Source organism: Butyrivibrio hungatei (assembly GCF_001858005.1).
GTDB lineage: Bacteria > Bacillota > Clostridia > Lachnospirales > Lachnospiraceae > Butyrivibrio > Butyrivibrio hungatei.
Map to the genome: position 1 here is coordinate 1391728 of NZ_CP017831.1, position 18923 is coordinate 1410650.

An 18923-nucleotide genomic window follows, 5' to 3' on the forward strand; every position below is an offset into this window, starting at 1 on the left:
GAACTAGAGAGGATTACCGCGTGTTAGGAGAGGGCAACAGCTTACCGATTCAAGGACTTAAGATTGAGTGGGACAAGATAGAGAGATATAGCTATTTGCGGAATATAGATGCATTTAGGGATTTGGAGTATCTTTCTTTTAATAAGAACATCACGATATTTGTGGGAGAAAATGGCAGTGGCAAGTCTACCATGCTTGAAGCTATTGCCGTAAGCTATGGTTTTAATCCCGAAGGTGGAACCAAGAATTATAACTTTTCAACCTATGATTCTCATTCAGAATTATGCGATGCTATTAGATTATCTAGAGGGTACAATAAGCCTAGCTGGGGATATTTCCTAAGGGCTGAGAGCTTCTATAATGTTGCAACGGCCGAAGAAATGTATAGCAGAGAAGATCCTAGAGGTAGACAGGAACATTTCCATGAACGTTCTCATGGAGAAAGCTTTTTGCAACTTGTTCAGAGTAATTTCAAAGGTCATGGCTTATATCTTTTGGACGAGCCAGAGGCAGCTCTTTCTCCTCAAAGACAGCTGACACTCCTTTTGGAAATCGTAAATTGTGCAAAGGAAGATTCTCAGTTTATTATGGTGACACATTCGCCCATTCTACTTGGCATACCTGGAGCTGAGATCCTGAGCTTTGATGATGGACAGATACATCCGATAGAGTACGAGGATACTGATAGTTATCAGGTCACAAAGATGTTTGTGGAAAATAAGGAACAGCTGCTGAAAAGATTATTGAGTGAAGAGTAAAAATTTACCAAACATAAATGGAGGAGCATTTGCTCCTCCATTTTAGCTTCCATACAAGTATCCTTTGTAATGCAAAATCAGTATCCATTTTATCACAATAGTTGGATTTACTTATTTAGATTCTTTTGTCAGATCCTTCTCAGTGAAGTATCCCTGTTTGTATTCGTAGATGTCTTCTAGATGATCAATGTATCTGAGCTCGTCATAATATCTCTTTTTGCCGCTCTCCTCATCAGTGTAATAGCCAAGGGCAGTGAATCTAAGTGTGGCGCCAGAAACGAAGGCATTCTTGTAATCATAAAAGTCGATGAATGTATCCCAGGAATCGTCTACATATCCAATGAATTTGTAGCCATCTATTACTGTGACAAGCTCTTTATGAGGGATTATACATGCGGCCATAGGCACTAACATAATAAGGCGTGTATTTAGAAAAAGAAATACGACAGCAATCATGGCGATTATGGAGCCTATTTTTAGTTTGATATTTTTGGACTTTATGATCTGCTGCAGTATTCCTAAGATGAACACTAATGCTGTGATACCAAGCCAACATACATTTATCCATGCTCTGAGCTGTAGATCAAATATTCTGAGGCTCCCCTGAACCAGGAGATATAGTGCTAGTAGGATGCCGCTAATGGCTAATAGGTTTTTGAAGAATTTTTTCATGGAATTTACCTCTGGATGTGATTATACATAATACACATTCGGGATGGGAGAATTGTTGATATAATGGATGATGAATTTGGAATGCAAAATGAAATGCTAAATGTTATCATTTATTAAAAGGGAATTACCAAGGAAGGTAGATTCTATGTTTTTTAAAAAGAAAGCTGAAAAGAAAACCTACGACAAAGAAAACAAGAAGCCTGTGATCAAGGCGAGTATTTGCAATGGGGAGCAAGTGGCCGGATTTCAGGATATTCATACTGGGGCTTTTGAGGAAGTTATGCTGATCAGGGATTCAGAGGATCTGTATAAGTTCAAGGAAGAGTATGGAATTAGTGGAGATATAGATAAAATCTACTGAGCTATGCATTGGGGGGATATGCATGAGGGGACTAAAGCAGAGGAAAGCTGAGATTAAAAGGCTAGTTCTTGCAAAAACTGATGGAGTGTGTGCTCGTTGTGGCAAGTTTATTGGCTTGGAGAAGGTGACGATAGAGCACTTTGTGCCTAGATATATGGGCGGTGAAGATGACGAGAGAAATCTTCTGCCTCTATGTAAGAATTGTAATAAGCAAAAGGGTTCAAGGATAGTAACTGTTGAGGATTACTATCCTTTTTTAAAGACTGAGTTTTACTCAGAGGCAAATGATTACAAATTAGAATGGGAGAATGAGAAAAAAGTAGGAAATGGACTATTTTAGATACCATACTTGCGGTATTGGAAGTAGGCAGCATTTGGAGGTTTAATGAATATACAGATTTTTGGCACTAAGAAGTGCAATGATACCAAGAAGGCAGAGCGTTTCTTTAAGGAGCGCGGGATCAAGTTTCAGTTTATCGACATGAAGGAGAAGGGCATGAGTAAGGGGGAGCTTACTTCTGTAGCTTCTGTTTGTGGTGGTTTGTCAAACATGATAGACGAGAATGCGAAGGATAAGGATGCTATAGCTCTTTTACAATATATTGCTGATGAGGACAAGTTGGAGAAACTCATGGAGAATCAGCATATTATCAAGACTCCGGTTGTGAGAAATGGAAGGCAGGCCACACTTGGTTACCAGCCTGATGTTTGGAAGAAGTGGGAGTGATGCAACATCTTGGGGTGGATGATGTGTTTCACTAGTAGATACGCTTGTGGAGGAACGATATGAAGAGAGTAAATATAGGAATTGCGGCGCTTTCTGTAGCTCTTTTAACAGGGTGCTCAGAGCCTGCGCCGGAAGCGGCAATTGAGGCTTCTACTGACGAGCATGGTTGGCCAAGTGCGTATGCGGAGTATATCAGGACTGAGTACGGCGACGAGTATTTTAGGGAAGATGAAATGCCGTTTGCTCTTATATATGTTGATGATAATACTGAGCCGGAGCTTTTGATTGATAGTGGCTCTGAGGCTGGCGGCGAGTACATTTTGACATATTATGATGGACAGGTTGTCGAGGGGCATTTTTCTAGGATTGGTTCCAAGTACATTCAGTACGGCGGCCTCATTTATACGGATACGGGGCATCAGGACTATTATCCAGTGGAAATCACAGAGCTCAAGGATGGCAGGTTTACCATCATTGGTTCTGGTGTAAGGTATGTGTCTGAGGATGATTGGAAGAAGATGACTACCGATGAGAATTATCCTTACATTCTGACCTATGAGTGGGAAGAACAGCCTGTGACTGAGGAGGAGTTTAATGCTCATATAGCAGAGCTTTTAGATGAATCAAAGCTCCAATATGCAGAGAAGTACCATTCCTATGCCGATATGCTTGAGATTTTGGATAATTGGGGATAATATGGTGGATGATTACTAGTTTAGGAGGAAGAGAGTTTTGGGCGGATTATTCATTTTGGTAATAATTTTTGCACTTATCGTATTTGCTATAATCGCATCTATTGTGATCGGACTATTTTTTACCGGACTTATTGGTGGTTTGGTCCTTTTATTTACAGGTAAGCATTTTTCTAAGGATTCAAGGAGAAAGGTTCTTAGCAGAGTCTGTATTATAATCGGTATTATCCTTTTATGTATTGCTGGCGGTTCTGCAGGTGTTATCATTAACTTTATTATGTCGATGGTGGGATGAAAATGATATTAGCGCCTTTGTCAAAGAAATCATTGTACATTCTAATAGTTGTTTCATTGATACTGATTCCGGCTGCATATGGCATTGGAGCAGTATTTCTTAAATGCTCTTCAGATCGAAATGGCCATGGTATAGATGGCGTTGGAGCAGCAATTATTTCATCATTAATTTTTAATATTATGATCTTTGCATCATTTGGAGCATATATCATTATATTGATAAAGGTTATTCAATCTATCCTTCATTACAAGGATATATCTAATTACCTGATGATAATACCTCTTTTACCTATTATTTGTGTTGTGGCCCTTTATTGCTACAATTCATATACATTAAAAAAAGAGCAAGCGACTTTTTCAGCGGATGATTATGCTGCCATGATAGAAGAGTATAAGTTCAGGCATTCTCATGAGGAAAATGGAGAAACGGTTCTAGATGCATATGAATATCTATCATCAGAAGTGGCATCTGACTCATATTTGCTTATTGCCAGACTTCATTTTGATGAGAGTAAGATAAAATCTATCGTTGATGAAGCAATTCCAATACTTATGAAGGATCTTGAAGGAGACAAGCTCTGTTACCACAAATATTACGATGGTACTGACCACTATCTTCCTACATCAATTGAGTACTGGGAGTATACGGCAGAGACAGGTTCTCTTGTTGTAAAGTTTGTGCATGAAGATGAGACAAGGGAAATAAAGATAATGTATTGATAGTAAGTAGAAATTTTCTAAGATGACTTGATTGGAGAGAGTAACTAAAAGCGGTTACTCTCTTTTTTTTGATTTTTCTTCTATACTCTGTTAGAATATCTTTTGCTCACGTCTGAGCATATTAATCTAAGTTACGTTCTATTTATCAAGGCTTTCGCCAACAGATTCCAAAGAAGTAACTAAAATGTATTGAAAGAAGGTAGTTATATGACAATTGAAAACCAAAAGTATAAGGACACTGTATTCAGAAAGCTGTTCCATGATAAAGAGCGGCTCCTAGAACTCTATAATGGAGTTAATCACAGTAATTATGACAATCCGGATGATCTTGAGATCACCACACTTGAGGGCAACACATTTCTTAACATGAAGAATGACTTATCATTTATTATCGATTATGAGCTTAGTTTGTATGAGCATCAGTCAACGCCTTGTCCTAACATTCCACTTAGAAATCTCGAATATGTCGCCAGCATCTATAGGGAAATAATTCCAATTGAAGAGACTTATAAGACCAAGAAGATTGATATTCCTACACCTAGGTTCATTACGTTTTATAATGGTGCTGTTAAGATGGAAGACGAGAAGATATATAAGCTTTCAGATCTTTATCATAAGAGTACTGATAACTCTGAACTGGAGCTAATTGTAAAGGTCATAAATATCAATGAAGGCCATAACAAAGAGCTTATGGATGATTGCAAAACGCTGAAAGAGTATTCCATTTTTGTAGCAAAAGTGCGAAAATGTATAAAAGAAGAGAAAAGCAACGTCAAAGCAGCAATCACAAGGGCTGTTGACGATTGTATAAATGAGGATATTCTTAAAGATTTCTTACTTGAGAATAGAGAGGAGGTCATTGAGATGGGCGTTTTAGGATATAATGCAGAGAAGCATTTGCAGGTTATACAGGATGAGAGTTATGAAAGCGGCGAAGAAAATCTTGCTAAGCTATGTAAATGGTTACTAGCTAATGATAGAGTAAGTGACGTTCAAAAGGTTTGTGATGACCGTGAGTATAGGAAGAAATTATTAGAAGAGTTTTTGGAACAGTCAAACATATAATTAAACGCCCTGCATTGCAGGGCGTTTTTCAAAGGCTCTTAGTTTAATTTTGAAGAATTAAGGAAATCCTTCAGATCCGCACAAAATTCCTTAGGCTTTGCGCAGTGAACATCATGGCCACAGCCTTCAATAACGTAGAATTTTTTATATGGTGACGCTACAGCATCAAGGTAATTACCTGCCATATCTGTTGGGCATACCCAGTCTTCTGAGCCCTGGATGATGCAAACTGGCATCTCATAGCTGGTACCATTCGCCCAGGCGTTAAAAGAAAGTGCGAAATCAAATAGTTTCTGATTCAGGGACACATACTTTTCTATATCCCCCATCTGTACAAGGAGCCACCTAAGGTCATCAATACCAGCGTAGGGTGAAAAAAGAGCAAGGCCCATATGGTCAGCTTCTTTTGTTACAGGATGGTACTTACTTGTTAGTTCTCTAAGTTCAAGTAAAGTAGGAATTCCTGGCTTTTCACAAAACTTAGCATATTTTTCTTCAAGGCTACTGGTGTCATCACCTGCAGCCTTTGCTTTATTTAGTGCATCATTGTAACTGTGAATATCAGCTTCTTCCAGTGACACAAGCTGCCCGATGCCAATGTAGGCTGACACCTTGTCAGGATATTTTTTGACATAGGTACTACCAAGGGCAGTTCCGTAAGAATGTCCCATGATTATGACCTTGTCTTTACCAAATCGCTTACAGGCATAGGTAACAAGGGCGTCTAAGTCATCAAGTGCCTGTTCAAAAGATGCTTTGGAGTTTTCAGGATCAGTTTTAATATTCTTAAAATATGTCCTTCCGCATCCCCTCTGATCCCAGCTAATAACCGTATATTCATCAGTAAGATAGTCTGTAAAACTGTAGGTTATGCAGGTATCAGGACTAGATGGGCCTCCGTGAAGGTAGATAATAACAGGGTTTGATTCATCTTGTCCCATGATCATTATGTACTGCTTCTGACCATTGATATCAATATAGGTGGTCTCGTTTACGCCGTTCCTTAGTTCAATCCTGTGATGGAGGTAATTGCTTAGGCGAAGGAATATAACTGCCATAACTCCAAGTGCTAGGATAGAAGCTAATATTATTAAAATGATTTTTAGTACTTTTTTAATTTTGTTTTTCATTTTTCTCCGCAGAATCATCAAAGTTCATAGTAGTCAGCATTCACATACTTTGTATCACTATTGCGTCCATTGTTTCCATCAGAAGAGCTGTCTCCAAAGATAGAATTAAATATGCCTGAAAGGATGCTTCCAGTTCCGACCATGGCTACATCGGTAGATACAAAGTCAACAGCGGACTTTTGCTCAGAAGAGCAGTCAACCTTGGCGCAGTCCTTGATCTTAACCCTTTCCCTAATAAGTTCAGGCTCAATGTTACTTTCAAATTTAACAACAGCGCAGTCCTGTATAGTTACGCCATCTGCATTTTCCTCAAGAATGTCTCTACTAATGTTGATAATAGGGCGGTCTTGAAGAACAACGCCTTTTACAATTTCAAGCTCTTTGTAGCTGGCATTTAAGCTATTAAGTGCCTCTACGCACTGATTATTAACTTTGATAGTACCATCAACCGTGAGGCTTTCAAGGCTATTTAAGATTTCCTTGCTTTCTTTTGGAATATCAAGGTTACCGATTACATAAGGGTTAGTACCATATGCTGTTATGAAGCTATCATCAAGAACGACATTACCCTGGACAATAGTGCAGATATCAGGAACTTCATTTATTTCAGCTTCGATATTAAAGAGTGATAGACCTGCTTCCAAGTGGCTCTTTCTGATATAGATCTTGTCAGTGTGGAACTTGATGTTCTTTTCAGCCAGCATACTGAAATTGGTCTCAAGGTCTGCGTCATAGATGTAGCTTGCAGCAAAGTATCCGCTTCCATTTGTGGCTCTCATAGGGAAGTACTTATCAAGCTTAAAATTATTATCAAGAAGAGTGTACTCATCTGGATAAGCCTTGATGAGGCCGTTTATAGAAAGTCCTGGAAGTGGCAGGATAGAAGCAACTGACTTAGGGCAGAGGATAATGCCGTTTACAACAATGCTTTCATATTTTCTTAGAATATCCTCTGTCTTTGGAGCAATCTTAAGAACTCCATTTACAACAATAGACTGGTCATCTTCAACTATAGAAGATTCATTGATCTCATAGATTCCATTGACAGTTCTGGCTGATGGCTTCTGACTTTCTTCGTCGTCACGGCTTCTAACGTAGTCAGCACTGATGTTAAAAGGAAGCCTATTAAGAACAGCCTTACTTCTGGAATCTACAACAAGTTCATCAGTGTTAATCACTATTTCATCGTACTGAGTATAATTTTCTTCAACAATCTTGCGTGCATCGCATTTATCGCAGTTAATCTTAAGTTTCATATCCGGTCTCCTTTGTGATGTTTATAATTTATTTCTTAGATGTTTGCGTGCATCATGTAACTTACTTCGAACTGTTCCAGGTGGGATTTTTAAGAGTGTTCCTATCTGATTTGAGGTAAAGCCCTCAACATATCTTAGGAGCAGAACCTTTCCTTCTAAGGGCGGAAGAGAGTTTATTAGTTCCATCCATTCTTTTTCTGAGTAGTCAAAAGAAGTGGTAGTTTCAGGAACTTCATTTGTCAGGAATTCTCTTTTATTTTTCCTCACACTGTCAATAAAAAGATGCTTGATGGTCTGATAGAGCCAGGCCCTTTGCTGGTGGAAAGCCAGGGATTTAAGGGTATCCCAGTGTTCAATAGCCTTCACAAAGCCCTCTTGAACAAGCTCCTCAGCTGTATCATAGCTTCCAGTCATAAGACAGCACCATTTGACAAGTTCGTTATGAAGTTTTTCATATAGGACTGATATTTCTGGGTTCATAACATTGTCTTTCCACTGACTTTTTTAGCGTTATATCATGATTATAACTTAATTTAAGCGCTTTCTAACTATATAACGGATTAGAAATAGAAAGTGTTGGAAATTTTTAAATTTTTTCTAGGAAAGTTTTGTCTAAGAAAACAGAATATGAAAAAATACATCCTGTCAGCTTGTTATCTTGGCTCTAATAACAAGGCTGCAGGATGTAGCTATAATAGTCATAAAGAAGTTTTGGATTTCTTAAAAAATTTATTTGTGAATCAATCCTTGATCTCTACGAGTTCAATCTCAAAGTTAAGAGCTTTGCCGGCCATTTCGTGGTTGGCATCAAGTGTGATAGTCTTTTCTGTCTTTTCTACAACCTTAACTGGGAAAGGTCTTCCGAAAGTATCCTGTAGGTAAACTCTCTGATCTACTGTAAGGTTTTCTGAACCTGGGAGTTCTTCAATCTCTACTGTGAAGATTGCCTCTGGATCAACTTCGCCGTAAGCTTCGTTTGGCTCAAGGTGAACATTAACTTTCTCGCCAACCTTCATTTCTGCAACGGCCTTATCAAAGCCGTGGATCATCATGCCCATACCGCATACGAACTGGATTGGCTCACCTCTGTCATAGGATGAATCAAATACAGTTCCATCATCAAAAGTTCCCTTATAGTGAGTGCTGCATGTCTTACCAACGTTTGTACCTTCAAAGAGTGGAGTAGTAGGGTGACATCCACCACAGCCGCCGCAGCCACCGCCGCAGCCTTCTGAATCGTCGTCACCACAGTTGCCACAACCTCCTTCTTCTGAATCATCGTGGCAATGACCACATCCGCCTTCCTCATGGTTATGGTCATGGTCATGATCGTGGTGGTCACAGTTAACTCCTGTGCTTGTGAGCTTTCCATCAAGGTAAGCTTCTACAGCATCATCTGTATTTCCTGATACGCCTGATACGTACTCAATACCACTTTCTTCTAGAGCAGCAACAGCGCCGCCGCCAATACCACCGCAGATGAGTACCTTTACATCACTGTCTGCAAGGAGAGTAGCAAGAGCTTCATGGCCTGTGCCATTAGTATTCATAACCTCTGCAGATACGATCTTGTTGTCCTCAACGTTGTAAATCTTGAATTCACTTGTATGTCCAAAGTGCTGGAACACTTGTCCGTTTTCATAAGTTACTGCAATCTTCATTTTGTTTTTCCTTTCAAAAAGAATCTAAAATCAACTTTTCATATAGTAACACATATGTACGACTTATTGAAGATTTTTTTCAATATGCAGTATTGACGCGGCCTTGAAGCAAACCTATAATCACTCATTGAAACGGCGTTTCAATTAGCGATAGCTAACAAAAAGGAGTGAGTATGAAAAAGAAAAGTCACATGGGGCTTTTGTTTAAGGAGATGGGAGCCTTCAAGATAACAATGATCCTTAGTATCATCGTCGCGTCAATTGGTGCATACGTAACTCTTAGGGCATATGGGTATATCTACAATGCCGCAGAAGAGGTCTTACTAAACATTGATGACGTTCAAAATGTTAACACAGAGTATCTGATAGATCTGGGTAAACACATACTGTTTTGTGTTACTGGAGCCTATGGTCTTTACGGACTAGCATTACTTTTTTCTCATATTACTGCATTTAATACAGCAGCCAGACTTAAGCGTAAGCTTTTAAGACATATAGGAAGCCTTCCACTTGGATATTTTGACACTCATCCAAGTGGAGTTCTTAGAAAGCTTGTTGAAAAAAATACTGATTCAGCAGAGACACTTATCGCGCATCAGATTCCTAACACAGCTCAGTCCATGGCGCTTCCTGTGTTTTTTGCTGTCTACATGTTCAGATCAAACGCACTTATGGCTGTAGCCTGCATCATTCCTGTAATCATCGGCTTTATTCTTCTTATGGGGATCATGATGGGTGGCGGCAGCGACTTTGTCCGCAAGTACCAAAAGGCATCAGCTGATATGTCAGCTGCCTGCGTTGAATATGTCAGAGGAATTCCTGTCATGAAGACCTTTGGCCAGACAGCAGATTCTTTTAACAGATACAAAGACGCAGTCTCAAGCTTTGCAGATTTTGTATATAAGTTTGCCATGTCCATGATGAACGCAGATAGTTCCTACAACACAGCAATCAACAGCATTTTCGTGACTCTTGTGCCTGTAGCCCTTTATATGTTTAGGACTAACTCAGATTCCAAGAGTGTGATCCTTGATTTCATCTTTTTTGCCTCAATGATCCCTGTGGCAGTTACGATCCTTAAGCGCATTATGAGTAACTCATCAGAATCCATCATTGTTGATGAAGCTATGGAGGCTCTTGAAAAGGTATTTGATGAAAAGAGCCAGGACTACAGCGGAACTCTTGCGCCAAAGGGTTTCGATATCAGCATTAAGGACCTGACCTTTAGATATTCTGAGGATACGCCTGTTGTAATTGATAATGTAAGCCTTGAGATTCCAGAAAAATCTACTGTTGCCTTTGTTGGAATGTCTGGAAGCGGCAAGAGTACTATAGCTAATTTGATAGCAAGGTTTTGGGATATAGATTGTGGCTCCATCAAGATTGGCGGATGTGAGTTAAAAGAGATCTCAAAAAAGAACCTTGATGAGCTTATGAGCGTTGTTTTTCAGGAGAGTACTCTTTTAAAGACGTCGCTAGCTAAGAACGTAGCTCTTTATAAGCCTGATGCCACTAAAGATGAGATATTAAGGGCGCTTCACCTTGCTCAGTGCGATGACATCTTGGATAGACTCTCTGACGGAATAGATACAGTTTATGGCGCCAAGGGTACCTATTTTTCTGGAGGTGAGATCCAAAGAATTGCCATAGCAAGGGCAATTTTAAAGGATGCGCCTATAGTTATCCTTGATGAAGCGACGGCCTTTGCAGATGCAGAAAATGAGTACCTTATCAGAAAGGCACTGGAAGAGCTTCTTGCAGACAAGACAGTTATCATGATCGCTCACCGCATGCAGACAGTGAGAAATGCAGATATGATCTGCGTGATCGATGATGGCAAGATAGTGGAAGCTGGTGATCACGAAAGGCTCATAGAAATGAATGGATACTACAAGAAGATGACTGATGAATATGAGAGGGCTGTAAACTGGAAGTTTGCAAGAAAGGAGGCCGTAAATGCTTAAGAAATTATATTATCTGACTGACAAGGGACAAAAAGAGCTTTACAGGGCTTCTTTGTGGCTTACTATATTTGAGCTTGTTACTACATTATCGGTAATTCCTATCTTTTTTGCCCTTTACGAGATGCTCATGGTCTATACAGGTCAAAAGCTTATGACGAGCTCTTTGGGCTTCTATATAGTAGGTTCTATCCTGATCGTTGTTCTTAGTTTTTTATCCTATAAGAAGATGTACCAGGTTAAGTACCTTGCTGCGGGCAAAGAGAACAGTCACCTTCGAATGACTGTGGCTGATAAGCTTAGAAAGCTGCCTGAGAGTTATCTGTCCAAAAGAGATCTAAGCGATCTGACATCTACGGTCATGGACGATATTGGTACTATTGAGGGCGCTATTACCAATTCCGTTGCTGAGACTGTAGCGGGCATTGCGTCTGGCCTCATCCTTATTCTTGCTCTTTTATTTGTTAATGTTAAGCTGGCTCTTTGCCTACTTAGCTGCCTTCCAATTGCGGTTATTACCATGAGTCTAAGCGACCTTGTTTCTGGTAAGACCAATTTAAAAAATAGGATGCTAAAGCTTGATGTGTCCGAAGGAACCCAGGAATTTCTGGAAAATATCAAGAGCCTTAGGGCTTCAGATACAATGATGGAATATCAAAATAACATGGATAAGAGGATAAATAGAATCGTTCCAAGGCTTCTTTTGTTCGAGTTCCTGGCTGGCATGTGCGTTTCAGTATCTTACAATGTAATGAGGCTTGGAATCGGCTTTGTTGTTATCTGCGGAGCTAGGATGCTTGCAAGGGGCGAGATCACGCCATTCGTATTTATTTTGTTTCTTTTGATGTCTGTTCGAGTTTATGAGCCATTATCCCAGGCTCTTGAGACAGTTGGTGCTCTTATTGCATCTACAGTTGCAGCTAGAAGGGTAAAAGACATTATGGAATACCCTGAAATGAGCGGAAATAAGGAAAGTGATATTAAATCTTATGATGTTGAATTCAAAGACGTTCATTTTTCTTATGAGGATGAAGAGGTTTTAGGTGGTATCTCTTTTACCGCTAAGCAAGGTGAATACACGGCTCTTGTAGGTCCTTCCGGATCAGGCAAGAGTACTATAGCTAGGCTCGCTGCAAGGTTCTGGGATGTAACGGGCGGAACTGTAACTGTCGGAGGCGTTGACGTTTCTACTGTTGAGCCTGAGGAGCTATTTAAGTATTTTTCTATAGTATTTCAGGATGTTACGTTGTTTCATGATACGATTTATAATAATATCCTTGTGGGCAACAAGAATGCCACAAGAGAGCAGGTAATGCAGGCTGCCAGGGATGCACAGTGCATGAGCTTTATAGACAAGATTCCTGGGGGCTTTGATGCAGTTATTGGTGAAAACGGCCATACTTTATCTGGAGGTGAGAGGCAGAGATTATCTATCGCCAGAGCTTTCCTTAAGGATGCGCCGATAGTTCTTTTGGATGAGAGCACAGCGTCCCTTGATCCTGAGACAGAGACCAGCATTCAGATGGCACTTGATAGGCTATCAAGGAACAAGACTGTTATCATGATCGCCCACAGGCTCAGAACTATTGAGGAGTGTGACCAGATCGTTGTCCTTGATGGCGGCAAGATCGTGGGCTGCGGAAGGCATGCTGATCTTATGGAAAAGTGCTATACTTACAAAAAAATGCAGAATTATCAAAAAGAAAGTGATTATAGCTTATGCCAAGGAGAATCATAGGAGTTTCAGAAAGGCTCCTTGTTGTAGCCAAAGAGGAGTTTCTAAATAAGGGTTTTGAGGGCGCTTCCATAAAAGAGATAGCGTCTAAGGCAGATACCAGCCCAAGGGCAATCTATACGAGATTTGCCAACAAAGAGGATCTTTTTTGCAGGGTAATAGAGCCTGTTGTCCTAGAGTTTAAGAGGATGTTCTGGGAGGACAAGGAATACTACTACAGCGGAAAGAGTGAAGCGGGACGGACTCCTTCGGACTTTTATATTAAGTACATAAATTATGCCTATGAGCACAAGGATGAGTTCATACTTCTTTTGACCAAGGCTTCTGGCACAAGGTACGAGCATTTTGTAAGGGAGCTGGCGGAGGCTGATTGTAACCGGGTAAAAGAGGTCATCTCAGAGGGCAAGGTTAGCGTCAAAAATGATTTAAAAGTTGCTGAGCTTTTTATGAGGCAGATTTCCTATGCTTTCTACGACAATCTCTTTGTTCCGGTCATTATGGGATACAGCCAAAAAGAGGCTAAGGAGTACGTAGCTATGATGGTTGACTTCTATATGAAAGGCATAAATTCTATTTAAATTTTATTCTAATTGAGAAAAGTTATAGGTTTGAAGCACCTTTACTTGTTGACAAAGAAAGTAGGGGTGCTTTAACTTTGATATGGTAGTTAGCTTGAGCTAACAAAAAGATGAGGGAGATTAGATGAAAGCATTAAAGGTTAATCCAATTGTACTTATTATCATAAATATCATTGCTCCTAGTATGTATATTTTCCTAAGTGGCAGGTATCTTCAGATATTCTTGCTTGCTTTTGCAGCGTCCCTCCTAACTCTGATGGGAAGGTACAAAAGAGTTATTGCGCTTTTTGTGGGCTATTTTTTCATGATTGGAGTATACACGGTGACCTTTAGATCGCCGGATCTTAAGTATATAGGTCTCTTTTTTATTGTGCTGGCACAGTCTGTGCCTTGCATTTCGCTGGCGGCGCTTCTTATTAGCAAATATAATTCTGCTCAGCTTCTTTCAGCCCTTGAGACCATGAGAATTCCTAGAGTTTTGGTAGTTGCTGTTACTATCACCATAAAGTACATACCGACTTTTAGAAGGGAATTTAGTTACATCCTAGAGTCCATGAGGCTCAGAGGTATCAAGTTCTCATGGAAAAGACCTGTTAAGAGCTTCCAGTATTTTATCGTGCCGCAGCTTTTTAGGTGCGCGGCCCTTGCTGAAGAGGTGACAGCAGCTGGTCTTGTTAAAGGAATAGATGCTCCTATGAGAAGGACCTCTTTTTATGAAGAAAAGATCACAGTGACAGACTATTTTGTACTTTTGGTATTTGTCATTGGTTTAGTTGGAGGATTTGTATGGCAGAAAATGTGATCAGGGCAAAGGATTTAAGTTTTAATTATGAAGAATCTACGGAAGGGATATCTGATATTAACTTTTCGATAGAGCCGGGGATGGTAGTTCTTTTGACAGGAAATAGTGGAAGCGGCAAGTCGACACTGTTAAAGTGCTTAAATGGTCTGATTCCTGCAGTTACAGAGGGGGAATTATCAGGCTCTTTATCTATAGCTGGCAAGGAGTATTCATCTGTTAAGATGCATCAGCTCAATAAGGTGATCGGCTCTGTTTTCCAGAATCCAAGGTCTCAGTTTTTTACTGATAACACCACGGCGGAGCTTGTTTTTCCAATGGAGAACTATGGCTACACCAAGGATCAGATGGTTCAGAGGTTAAAAGAGCTTGAGAAAGAGTTTGGCCTCGATGGGCTTCTTGATAGGAACATCTACACTTTATCAAGTGGTGAAAGGCAGATGATTGCCCTTGCATCTGCAACAGCGCTAAAGCAGAAGGTACTTCTTTTTGATGAGCCCTCTGCAAACCTTGATTATGGAAATGCCATGAAGCTTGGAAGGATCATTAGAAAGCTTAAGAGCGAGGGTATGAGTGTGATCGTGGCAGATCACAGGTTCTATTATCTAAATGGGAGCATTGATAAAGTCCTTTTCATGGATCATGGAAAGCTAAAGGTTTGTGAGAGCGAAGAGGAGTTCAAAGAGGGAAAATATGACACCAGAAGCTTTGATATCTTCTCGATTGATATGCCTTTTGCAAAGGATTCGTCTAAGGATGAGGTTGTGGCTGAACTTGAGAATGTGAGCTACAAGGATATTTTGCATAACATAAATCTAAAGCTTAATAAGGGAGAGATCACGGTCCTTGTTGGCAATAACGGGGCTGGTAAGACAACCCTTGCTAAAGCTATGTGCGAGAGCATTAAGCCTGATTCTGGAAAGGTCAATATAAGGAATATTCCGTTTTTTATCATGCAGGACCCTGATTATCAGCTTTTTGGAACGTCCGTTATAAATGAGCTGAGTCTTGTTAAGGACGATATCAAAGAGATCAAGGAGAACCTTGATTATTTAGGCCTTTTGCCATATAGGCACAAGCACCCGTTCTCTCTAAGTGGTGGTCAGAAGCAAAGGCTTCAGATTGCCATGGCGATGCTCTGTGACAGGGATCTGATCGTATTTGATGAGCCTACAAGCGGCCTTGACGTTTATTCCATGAAAAGTGTTTCTGAGGAGATCTTAAAGCTTAAGGATAAAGCTGGAATACTTGTTATTTCCCATGATTATGAGTTTATAAGGCATATAGCTAACAGAATTGTTTTCCTTGAGGATGGCACAATAACTGAGGATTTTAAGCTGGATGAGCACACGTTATCCAGGTTGAATCATATATTTACAAAAATGCAGGAGGAAAAGTGTAATGAAGAAGTTAAAGATTAAAGATGTTGTTATGGTTGCGTTGTTGTCAGCATTGTACCTTGTGATCTATATGGTAGCTGGTTCAGTTGCTATGGTGTTTGGGGCCTTTGGACATGCAATTAGCCCTGGAATCTGCGGATTCTTTACTGGTTCAATTTTCTTGTTCCTTTCTAGGAAGGTAGGAAAGTTTGGTCAGTATACGATCATGCAGGCAATCTGCATGGTTATTTACGCAATTATGGGAGCTGGATATCTTCCTTGGCTCATTTCATCTATGGTTGCAGCAGTAATCGCAGATCTTATTGCATCTAGGAATAACAGAGTTCCAGTGTGGATGGTTGCTTGTGCAGCAGGTATCTATCATGTAGGCCAGGCACTTGGTGCAATTGTTCCTTCATGGTTCTTTGTTGAGAGCTACAAGAGCGAGTGGATCGCAAGAGGTCAGACTCCAGAAGCAATGGAAGAGATGGTAAAATTTACTGGAGGCTTCATGGGATTTGTAGGAGCAGTTGTTGTATTTGCCCTTTCCTTTGCAGGTGTTTACCTTGGATATGTAATCCTCAGAAAACACCTTGAGAAAAAGGATGCTATGGCAGCTTAAACCACATCTATTATTTCCTTCTTTGGCTTGCCACATATCTGTATGTCCTCTACTTTGCAGATGAGGAACTCATTTTCGTACTTGGAGAAAAACTCTTTTGACAAGGTACCTTCGATAACCGCCCAGGAACCGTGAATGAGTTCATCAATCTGATCATAGTCGCAGATAACGCCAAAGAGGGAAAGATCTTGTTCGCAGCAGGTCATAGCCATTCTTCCTGCAAGGAAGGACTTTCTCGTCTGGTCCTTGGTTTTCATGACCTGAGCTGTGAATCTGACTCTTTTACCAATGTATCTGTCTATATTGTCGAGTGAATCAAGATAGAATGCCGCGAAGGCATCGTCTGTGATGTCGATTAGTGTGGCATTTAGGTCGTATGGAAGCTCGTCTTCAAAGCGAGTTACAATGTCGTCGCCGTCTCTGTCCTTGAAGACAATGTTGAGCTTGGAATTAACGGCTTTGACGTTTCGTCTGTAGGTCGCAAGCTTGTCTTTGAATCCATCAGCACTAAAGAACACCGCCATATATGCATTTCTCACCTGCTCAGATAGAAGAGATTTCATGTTTCTTGCGTACATGTCAAATGATGGGGTATCGAAGATCGCAATCTCCATGATGTCGTTCCAGTACCAGGGAAATTCTAGGTCTTTTCTCATCCACATGCCGTTGAACTCGATGATGATGCGCTCTGGGCTTGATTCTTTTTCTATATTTGTGAGATTGTCAGGTGTGAAGTCTTCCTCGTTTTCAATCTTCTTGATCTCTACGTTTAGGGTTTGCATGAGATAATCGTCGTATTCAGTTTCACCTTCTTCGCAGAGTAGTAGAAGTGTCTTGCCTTTTATCTTGAAATAATCTTCCTCTAGAAGCTCCTGTATGAATCTGGTCTTGCCAGCCCCTAGGAAGCCATTCACGAAATATACTTTCCCCATTGTTGTTGTGCTCCTTGTTGCAAATCATTTGCATTTAAATATACGCTAGCTAGGTGGGGAAGTCAATATTTTTGAGCCCTAGGGACGGAGGTTGGGGCTCATTTTGGCAAAAAAAGAGATCCTACCGTGTGGTAGAATCTCTTTTCATGCAATTTAGAAATCAACTTCTGTATCGTAGTAGCAGCACTTGAGGAGTTTCTCCATCTCTTCCTGTGATGGCTGGCGAGGATTTGATCCTGTGCAAGCATCGAGGATAGCATTTGCTGCGATGTCGTGAAGTCTCTCATTGAAGATAGCCTCTGATACAAATCCCTGATCTGCTGGAAGTCCATCAGCACCATAATGCTGGATGCAATGAGGAATGTTGAGGTCATCATTCATCTTGCGGAGATAATCAATAAGAAGTTTAACTTTCTCGTCATCATTTGTTCCGCCGAGGTTCATGTAATCAGCGATTACGCCGTATCTCTTTTTAGCTGTAGCATCCTTAGCATTGAATGCGATTACCTTAGGAAGATACATAGCATTAGCTGCGCCGTGGATAATGTGAGCGCCCTGGTCTGCAAATACAGCACCAGTCTTGTGAGCCATTGAGTGAACGATTCCAAGGAGGGCATTTGAGAATGCCATTCCAGCAAGACACTGAGCGTCATGCATTGCGTCTCTTGAATTCATGTCGCCATTGTACGACTTAACAAGATTAGCCTGGATCATCTCAATTGCATGGATTGCAAGAGCGTCTGTGTATTCACAATTAGCTGTTGAAACGTAAGCTTCAATAGCATGTGTGATAGCGTCCATACCTGTGTGAGCAACAAGTTTAACAGGCATTGTATGGGTAAGCTCTGGATCAACAATAGCAACATCAGGTGTGATCTCGAAGTCAGCGATAGGATACTTGATGCCCTTGTTGTAATCAGTGATGATTGAGAAAGCTGTTACCTCTGTAGCTGTTCCAGATGTAGAAGGGATAGCACAGAAATGAGCTTTTGTACGAAGTTTTGGAAGACCGAATACCTTGCACATATCTTCGAATGTGGTCTCAGGATATTCATACTTGATCCACATAGCCTTAGCAGCATCGATAGGTGAGCCACCGCCGATAGCAACGATCCAGTCAGGCTGGAACTTCTGCATAGCTTCAGCACCCTTCATAACTGTATCAACTGAAGGATCAGGCTCGATACCTTCAAAGAGTTCTACTTCCATTCCAGCTTCCTTCAGGTAATCTTCAACCTTTTGAAGGAATCCGCCCTTTTTCATAGAACTTCCACCAACACAAACAATTGCTCTTTTACCTTCCAATGTCTTTAATGCCTCCAATGCTCCTTTGCCGTGGTAGACATCTCTAGGTAGTGTGAAACGTGACATACTGAAATACCTCCTTAATTTTTTTGTGTTAAAAATATAACGTAGCCCCATACATATTATATCGCAATACCATATAAAGTACAACAAAAATGAGCCCCAACCTCCGTCCCTAGGGCTCAAAAAAAGGTATTGCAAAACAAAAGCAATAGGAATAAAATCATAAGTGTACTAGTTATGTTAGTACACTTGGTTTACGTTGATACTATTATT

21 protein-coding genes are annotated in these 18923 nt (G+C 40.5%); 14 read left to right on the forward strand and 7 right to left on the reverse strand.

The genetic code is table 11. The features are described 5' to 3' along the window. Nucleotides 1–20: 20 nt before the first annotated feature. Nucleotides 21–758, forward strand: a complete 738-nt coding sequence (locus bhn_RS06585; protein ID WP_083385798.1) for an AAA family ATPase — start codon at nucleotides 21–23, stop codon at nucleotides 756–758. Between the two features lie 111 nt (nucleotides 759–869). Here the strand turns inward: bhn_RS06585 and bhn_RS15585 are convergent, their stop codons facing one another. Beyond that, a complete protein-coding gene (locus bhn_RS15585; protein WP_161487306.1) occupies nucleotides 870–1172 on the reverse strand; it encodes a hypothetical protein in 303 nt (100 codons plus the stop codon). A 403-nt stretch (nucleotides 1173–1575) separates the two neighbouring features. Here bhn_RS15585 and bhn_RS06595 point away from each other — a divergent pair, with 403 nt between their 5' ends. The 7 genes from bhn_RS06595 (at nucleotide 1576) to bhn_RS06625 (ending at nucleotide 5289) form a co-directional block, all read left to right on the forward strand. Continuing rightward, nucleotides 1576–1791, forward strand: coding sequence for an aspartate dehydrogenase (locus bhn_RS06595; RefSeq protein WP_071175945.1), 216 nt, complete (start codon nucleotides 1576–1578; stop codon nucleotides 1789–1791). 22 nt (nucleotides 1792–1813) lie between these two features. Continuing rightward, nucleotides 1814–2131 carry an HNH endonuclease gene (locus bhn_RS06600; RefSeq protein WP_071175946.1) on the forward strand — a complete coding sequence of 106 codons (318 nt, stop codon included), beginning with the start codon at nucleotides 1814–1816 and terminating at the stop codon, nucleotides 2129–2131. A gap of 45 nt (nucleotides 2132–2176) precedes the next feature. Continuing rightward, nucleotides 2177–2518: an arsenate reductase family protein gene (locus bhn_RS06605; protein ID WP_071175947.1), complete on the forward strand. Its 342-nt coding sequence runs from the start codon at nucleotides 2177–2179 to the stop codon at nucleotides 2516–2518. A gap of 59 nt (nucleotides 2519–2577) precedes the next feature. Beyond that, nucleotides 2578–3213 carry a hypothetical protein gene (locus bhn_RS06610; RefSeq protein WP_071175948.1) on the forward strand — a complete coding sequence of 212 codons (636 nt, stop codon included), beginning with the start codon at nucleotides 2578–2580 and terminating at the stop codon, nucleotides 3211–3213. 37 nt (nucleotides 3214–3250) lie between these two features. Further along, nucleotides 3251–3505 (forward strand): hypothetical protein, encoded by a 255-nt coding sequence (locus tag bhn_RS06615; RefSeq protein WP_071175949.1) that lies wholly within the window; start codon nucleotides 3251–3253, stop codon nucleotides 3503–3505. A gap of 17 nt (nucleotides 3506–3522) precedes the next feature. Next, entirely contained in the window at nucleotides 3523–4224 is a 702-nt protein-coding gene (locus bhn_RS06620) for a hypothetical protein (RefSeq protein WP_148661925.1), read from the forward strand. Nucleotides 4225–4431: 207 nt separating this feature from the next. After that, entirely contained in the window at nucleotides 4432–5289 is an 858-nt protein-coding gene (locus tag bhn_RS06625) for a hypothetical protein (RefSeq protein WP_071175951.1), read from the forward strand. A 38-nt stretch (nucleotides 5290–5327) separates the two neighbouring features. Here bhn_RS06625 and bhn_RS06630 read toward each other — a convergent pair whose 3' ends face one another. The 4 genes from bhn_RS06630 to bhn_RS06645 form a co-directional block, all read right to left on the reverse strand. Next, the gene (locus tag bhn_RS06630; RefSeq protein ID WP_161487307.1) at nucleotides 5328–6347 is read right to left on the reverse strand and encodes an alpha/beta fold hydrolase; all 1020 of its coding nucleotides are present in this window, start codon (nucleotides 6345–6347) and stop codon (nucleotides 5328–5330) included. A gap of 89 nt (nucleotides 6348–6436) precedes the next feature. After that, nucleotides 6437–7675 (reverse strand): hypothetical protein, encoded by a 1239-nt coding sequence (locus tag bhn_RS06635; protein WP_071175953.1) that lies wholly within the window; start codon nucleotides 7673–7675, stop codon nucleotides 6437–6439. 21 nt (nucleotides 7676–7696) lie between these two features. Next, nucleotides 7697–8155: an RNA polymerase sigma factor gene (locus bhn_RS06640; protein ID WP_071175954.1), complete on the reverse strand. Its 459-nt coding sequence runs from the start codon at nucleotides 8153–8155 to the stop codon at nucleotides 7697–7699. Nucleotides 8156–8415: 260 nt separating this feature from the next. Then, a complete protein-coding gene (locus bhn_RS06645; RefSeq protein ID WP_071175955.1) occupies nucleotides 8416–9336 on the reverse strand; it encodes an FKBP-type peptidyl-prolyl cis-trans isomerase in 921 nt (306 codons plus the stop codon). A 173-nt stretch (nucleotides 9337–9509) separates the two neighbouring features. On the opposite strand from bhn_RS06645, the gene bhn_RS06650 reads away from it, so the two are divergent. The 6 genes from bhn_RS06650 to bhn_RS06675 all read left to right on the forward strand — a co-directional run bounded on the left by bhn_RS06650 (nucleotide 9510) and on the right by bhn_RS06675 (nucleotide 16410). After that, nucleotides 9510–11300 (forward strand): ABC transporter ATP-binding protein, encoded by a 1791-nt coding sequence (locus bhn_RS06650; RefSeq protein ID WP_071175956.1) that lies wholly within the window; start codon nucleotides 9510–9512, stop codon nucleotides 11298–11300. Continuing rightward, nucleotides 11293–13035: an ABC transporter ATP-binding protein gene (locus tag bhn_RS06655; protein ID WP_071175957.1), complete on the forward strand. Its 1743-nt coding sequence runs from the start codon at nucleotides 11293–11295 to the stop codon at nucleotides 13033–13035. Before bhn_RS06650 ends, bhn_RS06655 begins: the two co-directional genes overlap by 8 nt. Further along, nucleotides 13017–13610, forward strand: coding sequence for a TetR/AcrR family transcriptional regulator (locus tag bhn_RS06660; protein ID WP_071175958.1), 594 nt, complete (start codon nucleotides 13017–13019; stop codon nucleotides 13608–13610). Before bhn_RS06655 ends, bhn_RS06660 begins: the two co-directional genes overlap by 19 nt. Before the next feature lie 124 nt (nucleotides 13611–13734). After that, nucleotides 13735–14412 carry an energy-coupling factor transporter transmembrane component T gene (locus bhn_RS06665; protein WP_071175959.1) on the forward strand — a complete coding sequence of 226 codons (678 nt, stop codon included), beginning with the start codon at nucleotides 13735–13737 and terminating at the stop codon, nucleotides 14410–14412. Beyond that, nucleotides 14397–15830 (forward strand): ABC transporter ATP-binding protein, encoded by a 1434-nt coding sequence (locus tag bhn_RS06670; RefSeq protein ID WP_071175960.1) that lies wholly within the window; start codon nucleotides 14397–14399, stop codon nucleotides 15828–15830. The genes bhn_RS06665 and bhn_RS06670 overlap by 16 nt, the downstream gene beginning before the upstream one ends. Then, a complete protein-coding gene (locus tag bhn_RS06675) occupies nucleotides 15811–16410 on the forward strand; it encodes an MptD family putative ECF transporter S component (protein WP_071175961.1) in 600 nt (199 codons plus the stop codon). The genes bhn_RS06670 and bhn_RS06675 overlap by 20 nt, the downstream gene beginning before the upstream one ends. Here bhn_RS06675 and bhn_RS06680 read toward each other — a convergent pair. Then, nucleotides 16407–17342, reverse strand: coding sequence for a TIGR03943 family putative permease subunit (locus tag bhn_RS06680; protein ID WP_071175962.1), 936 nt, complete (start codon nucleotides 17340–17342; stop codon nucleotides 16407–16409). The genes bhn_RS06675 and bhn_RS06680 overlap by 4 nt on opposite strands. A gap of 153 nt (nucleotides 17343–17495) precedes the next feature. Further along, a complete protein-coding gene (locus tag bhn_RS06685) occupies nucleotides 17496–18713 on the reverse strand; it encodes an iron-containing alcohol dehydrogenase (RefSeq protein ID WP_071175963.1) in 1218 nt (405 codons plus the stop codon). Between the last annotated feature and the right edge of the window lie 210 nt (nucleotides 18714–18923).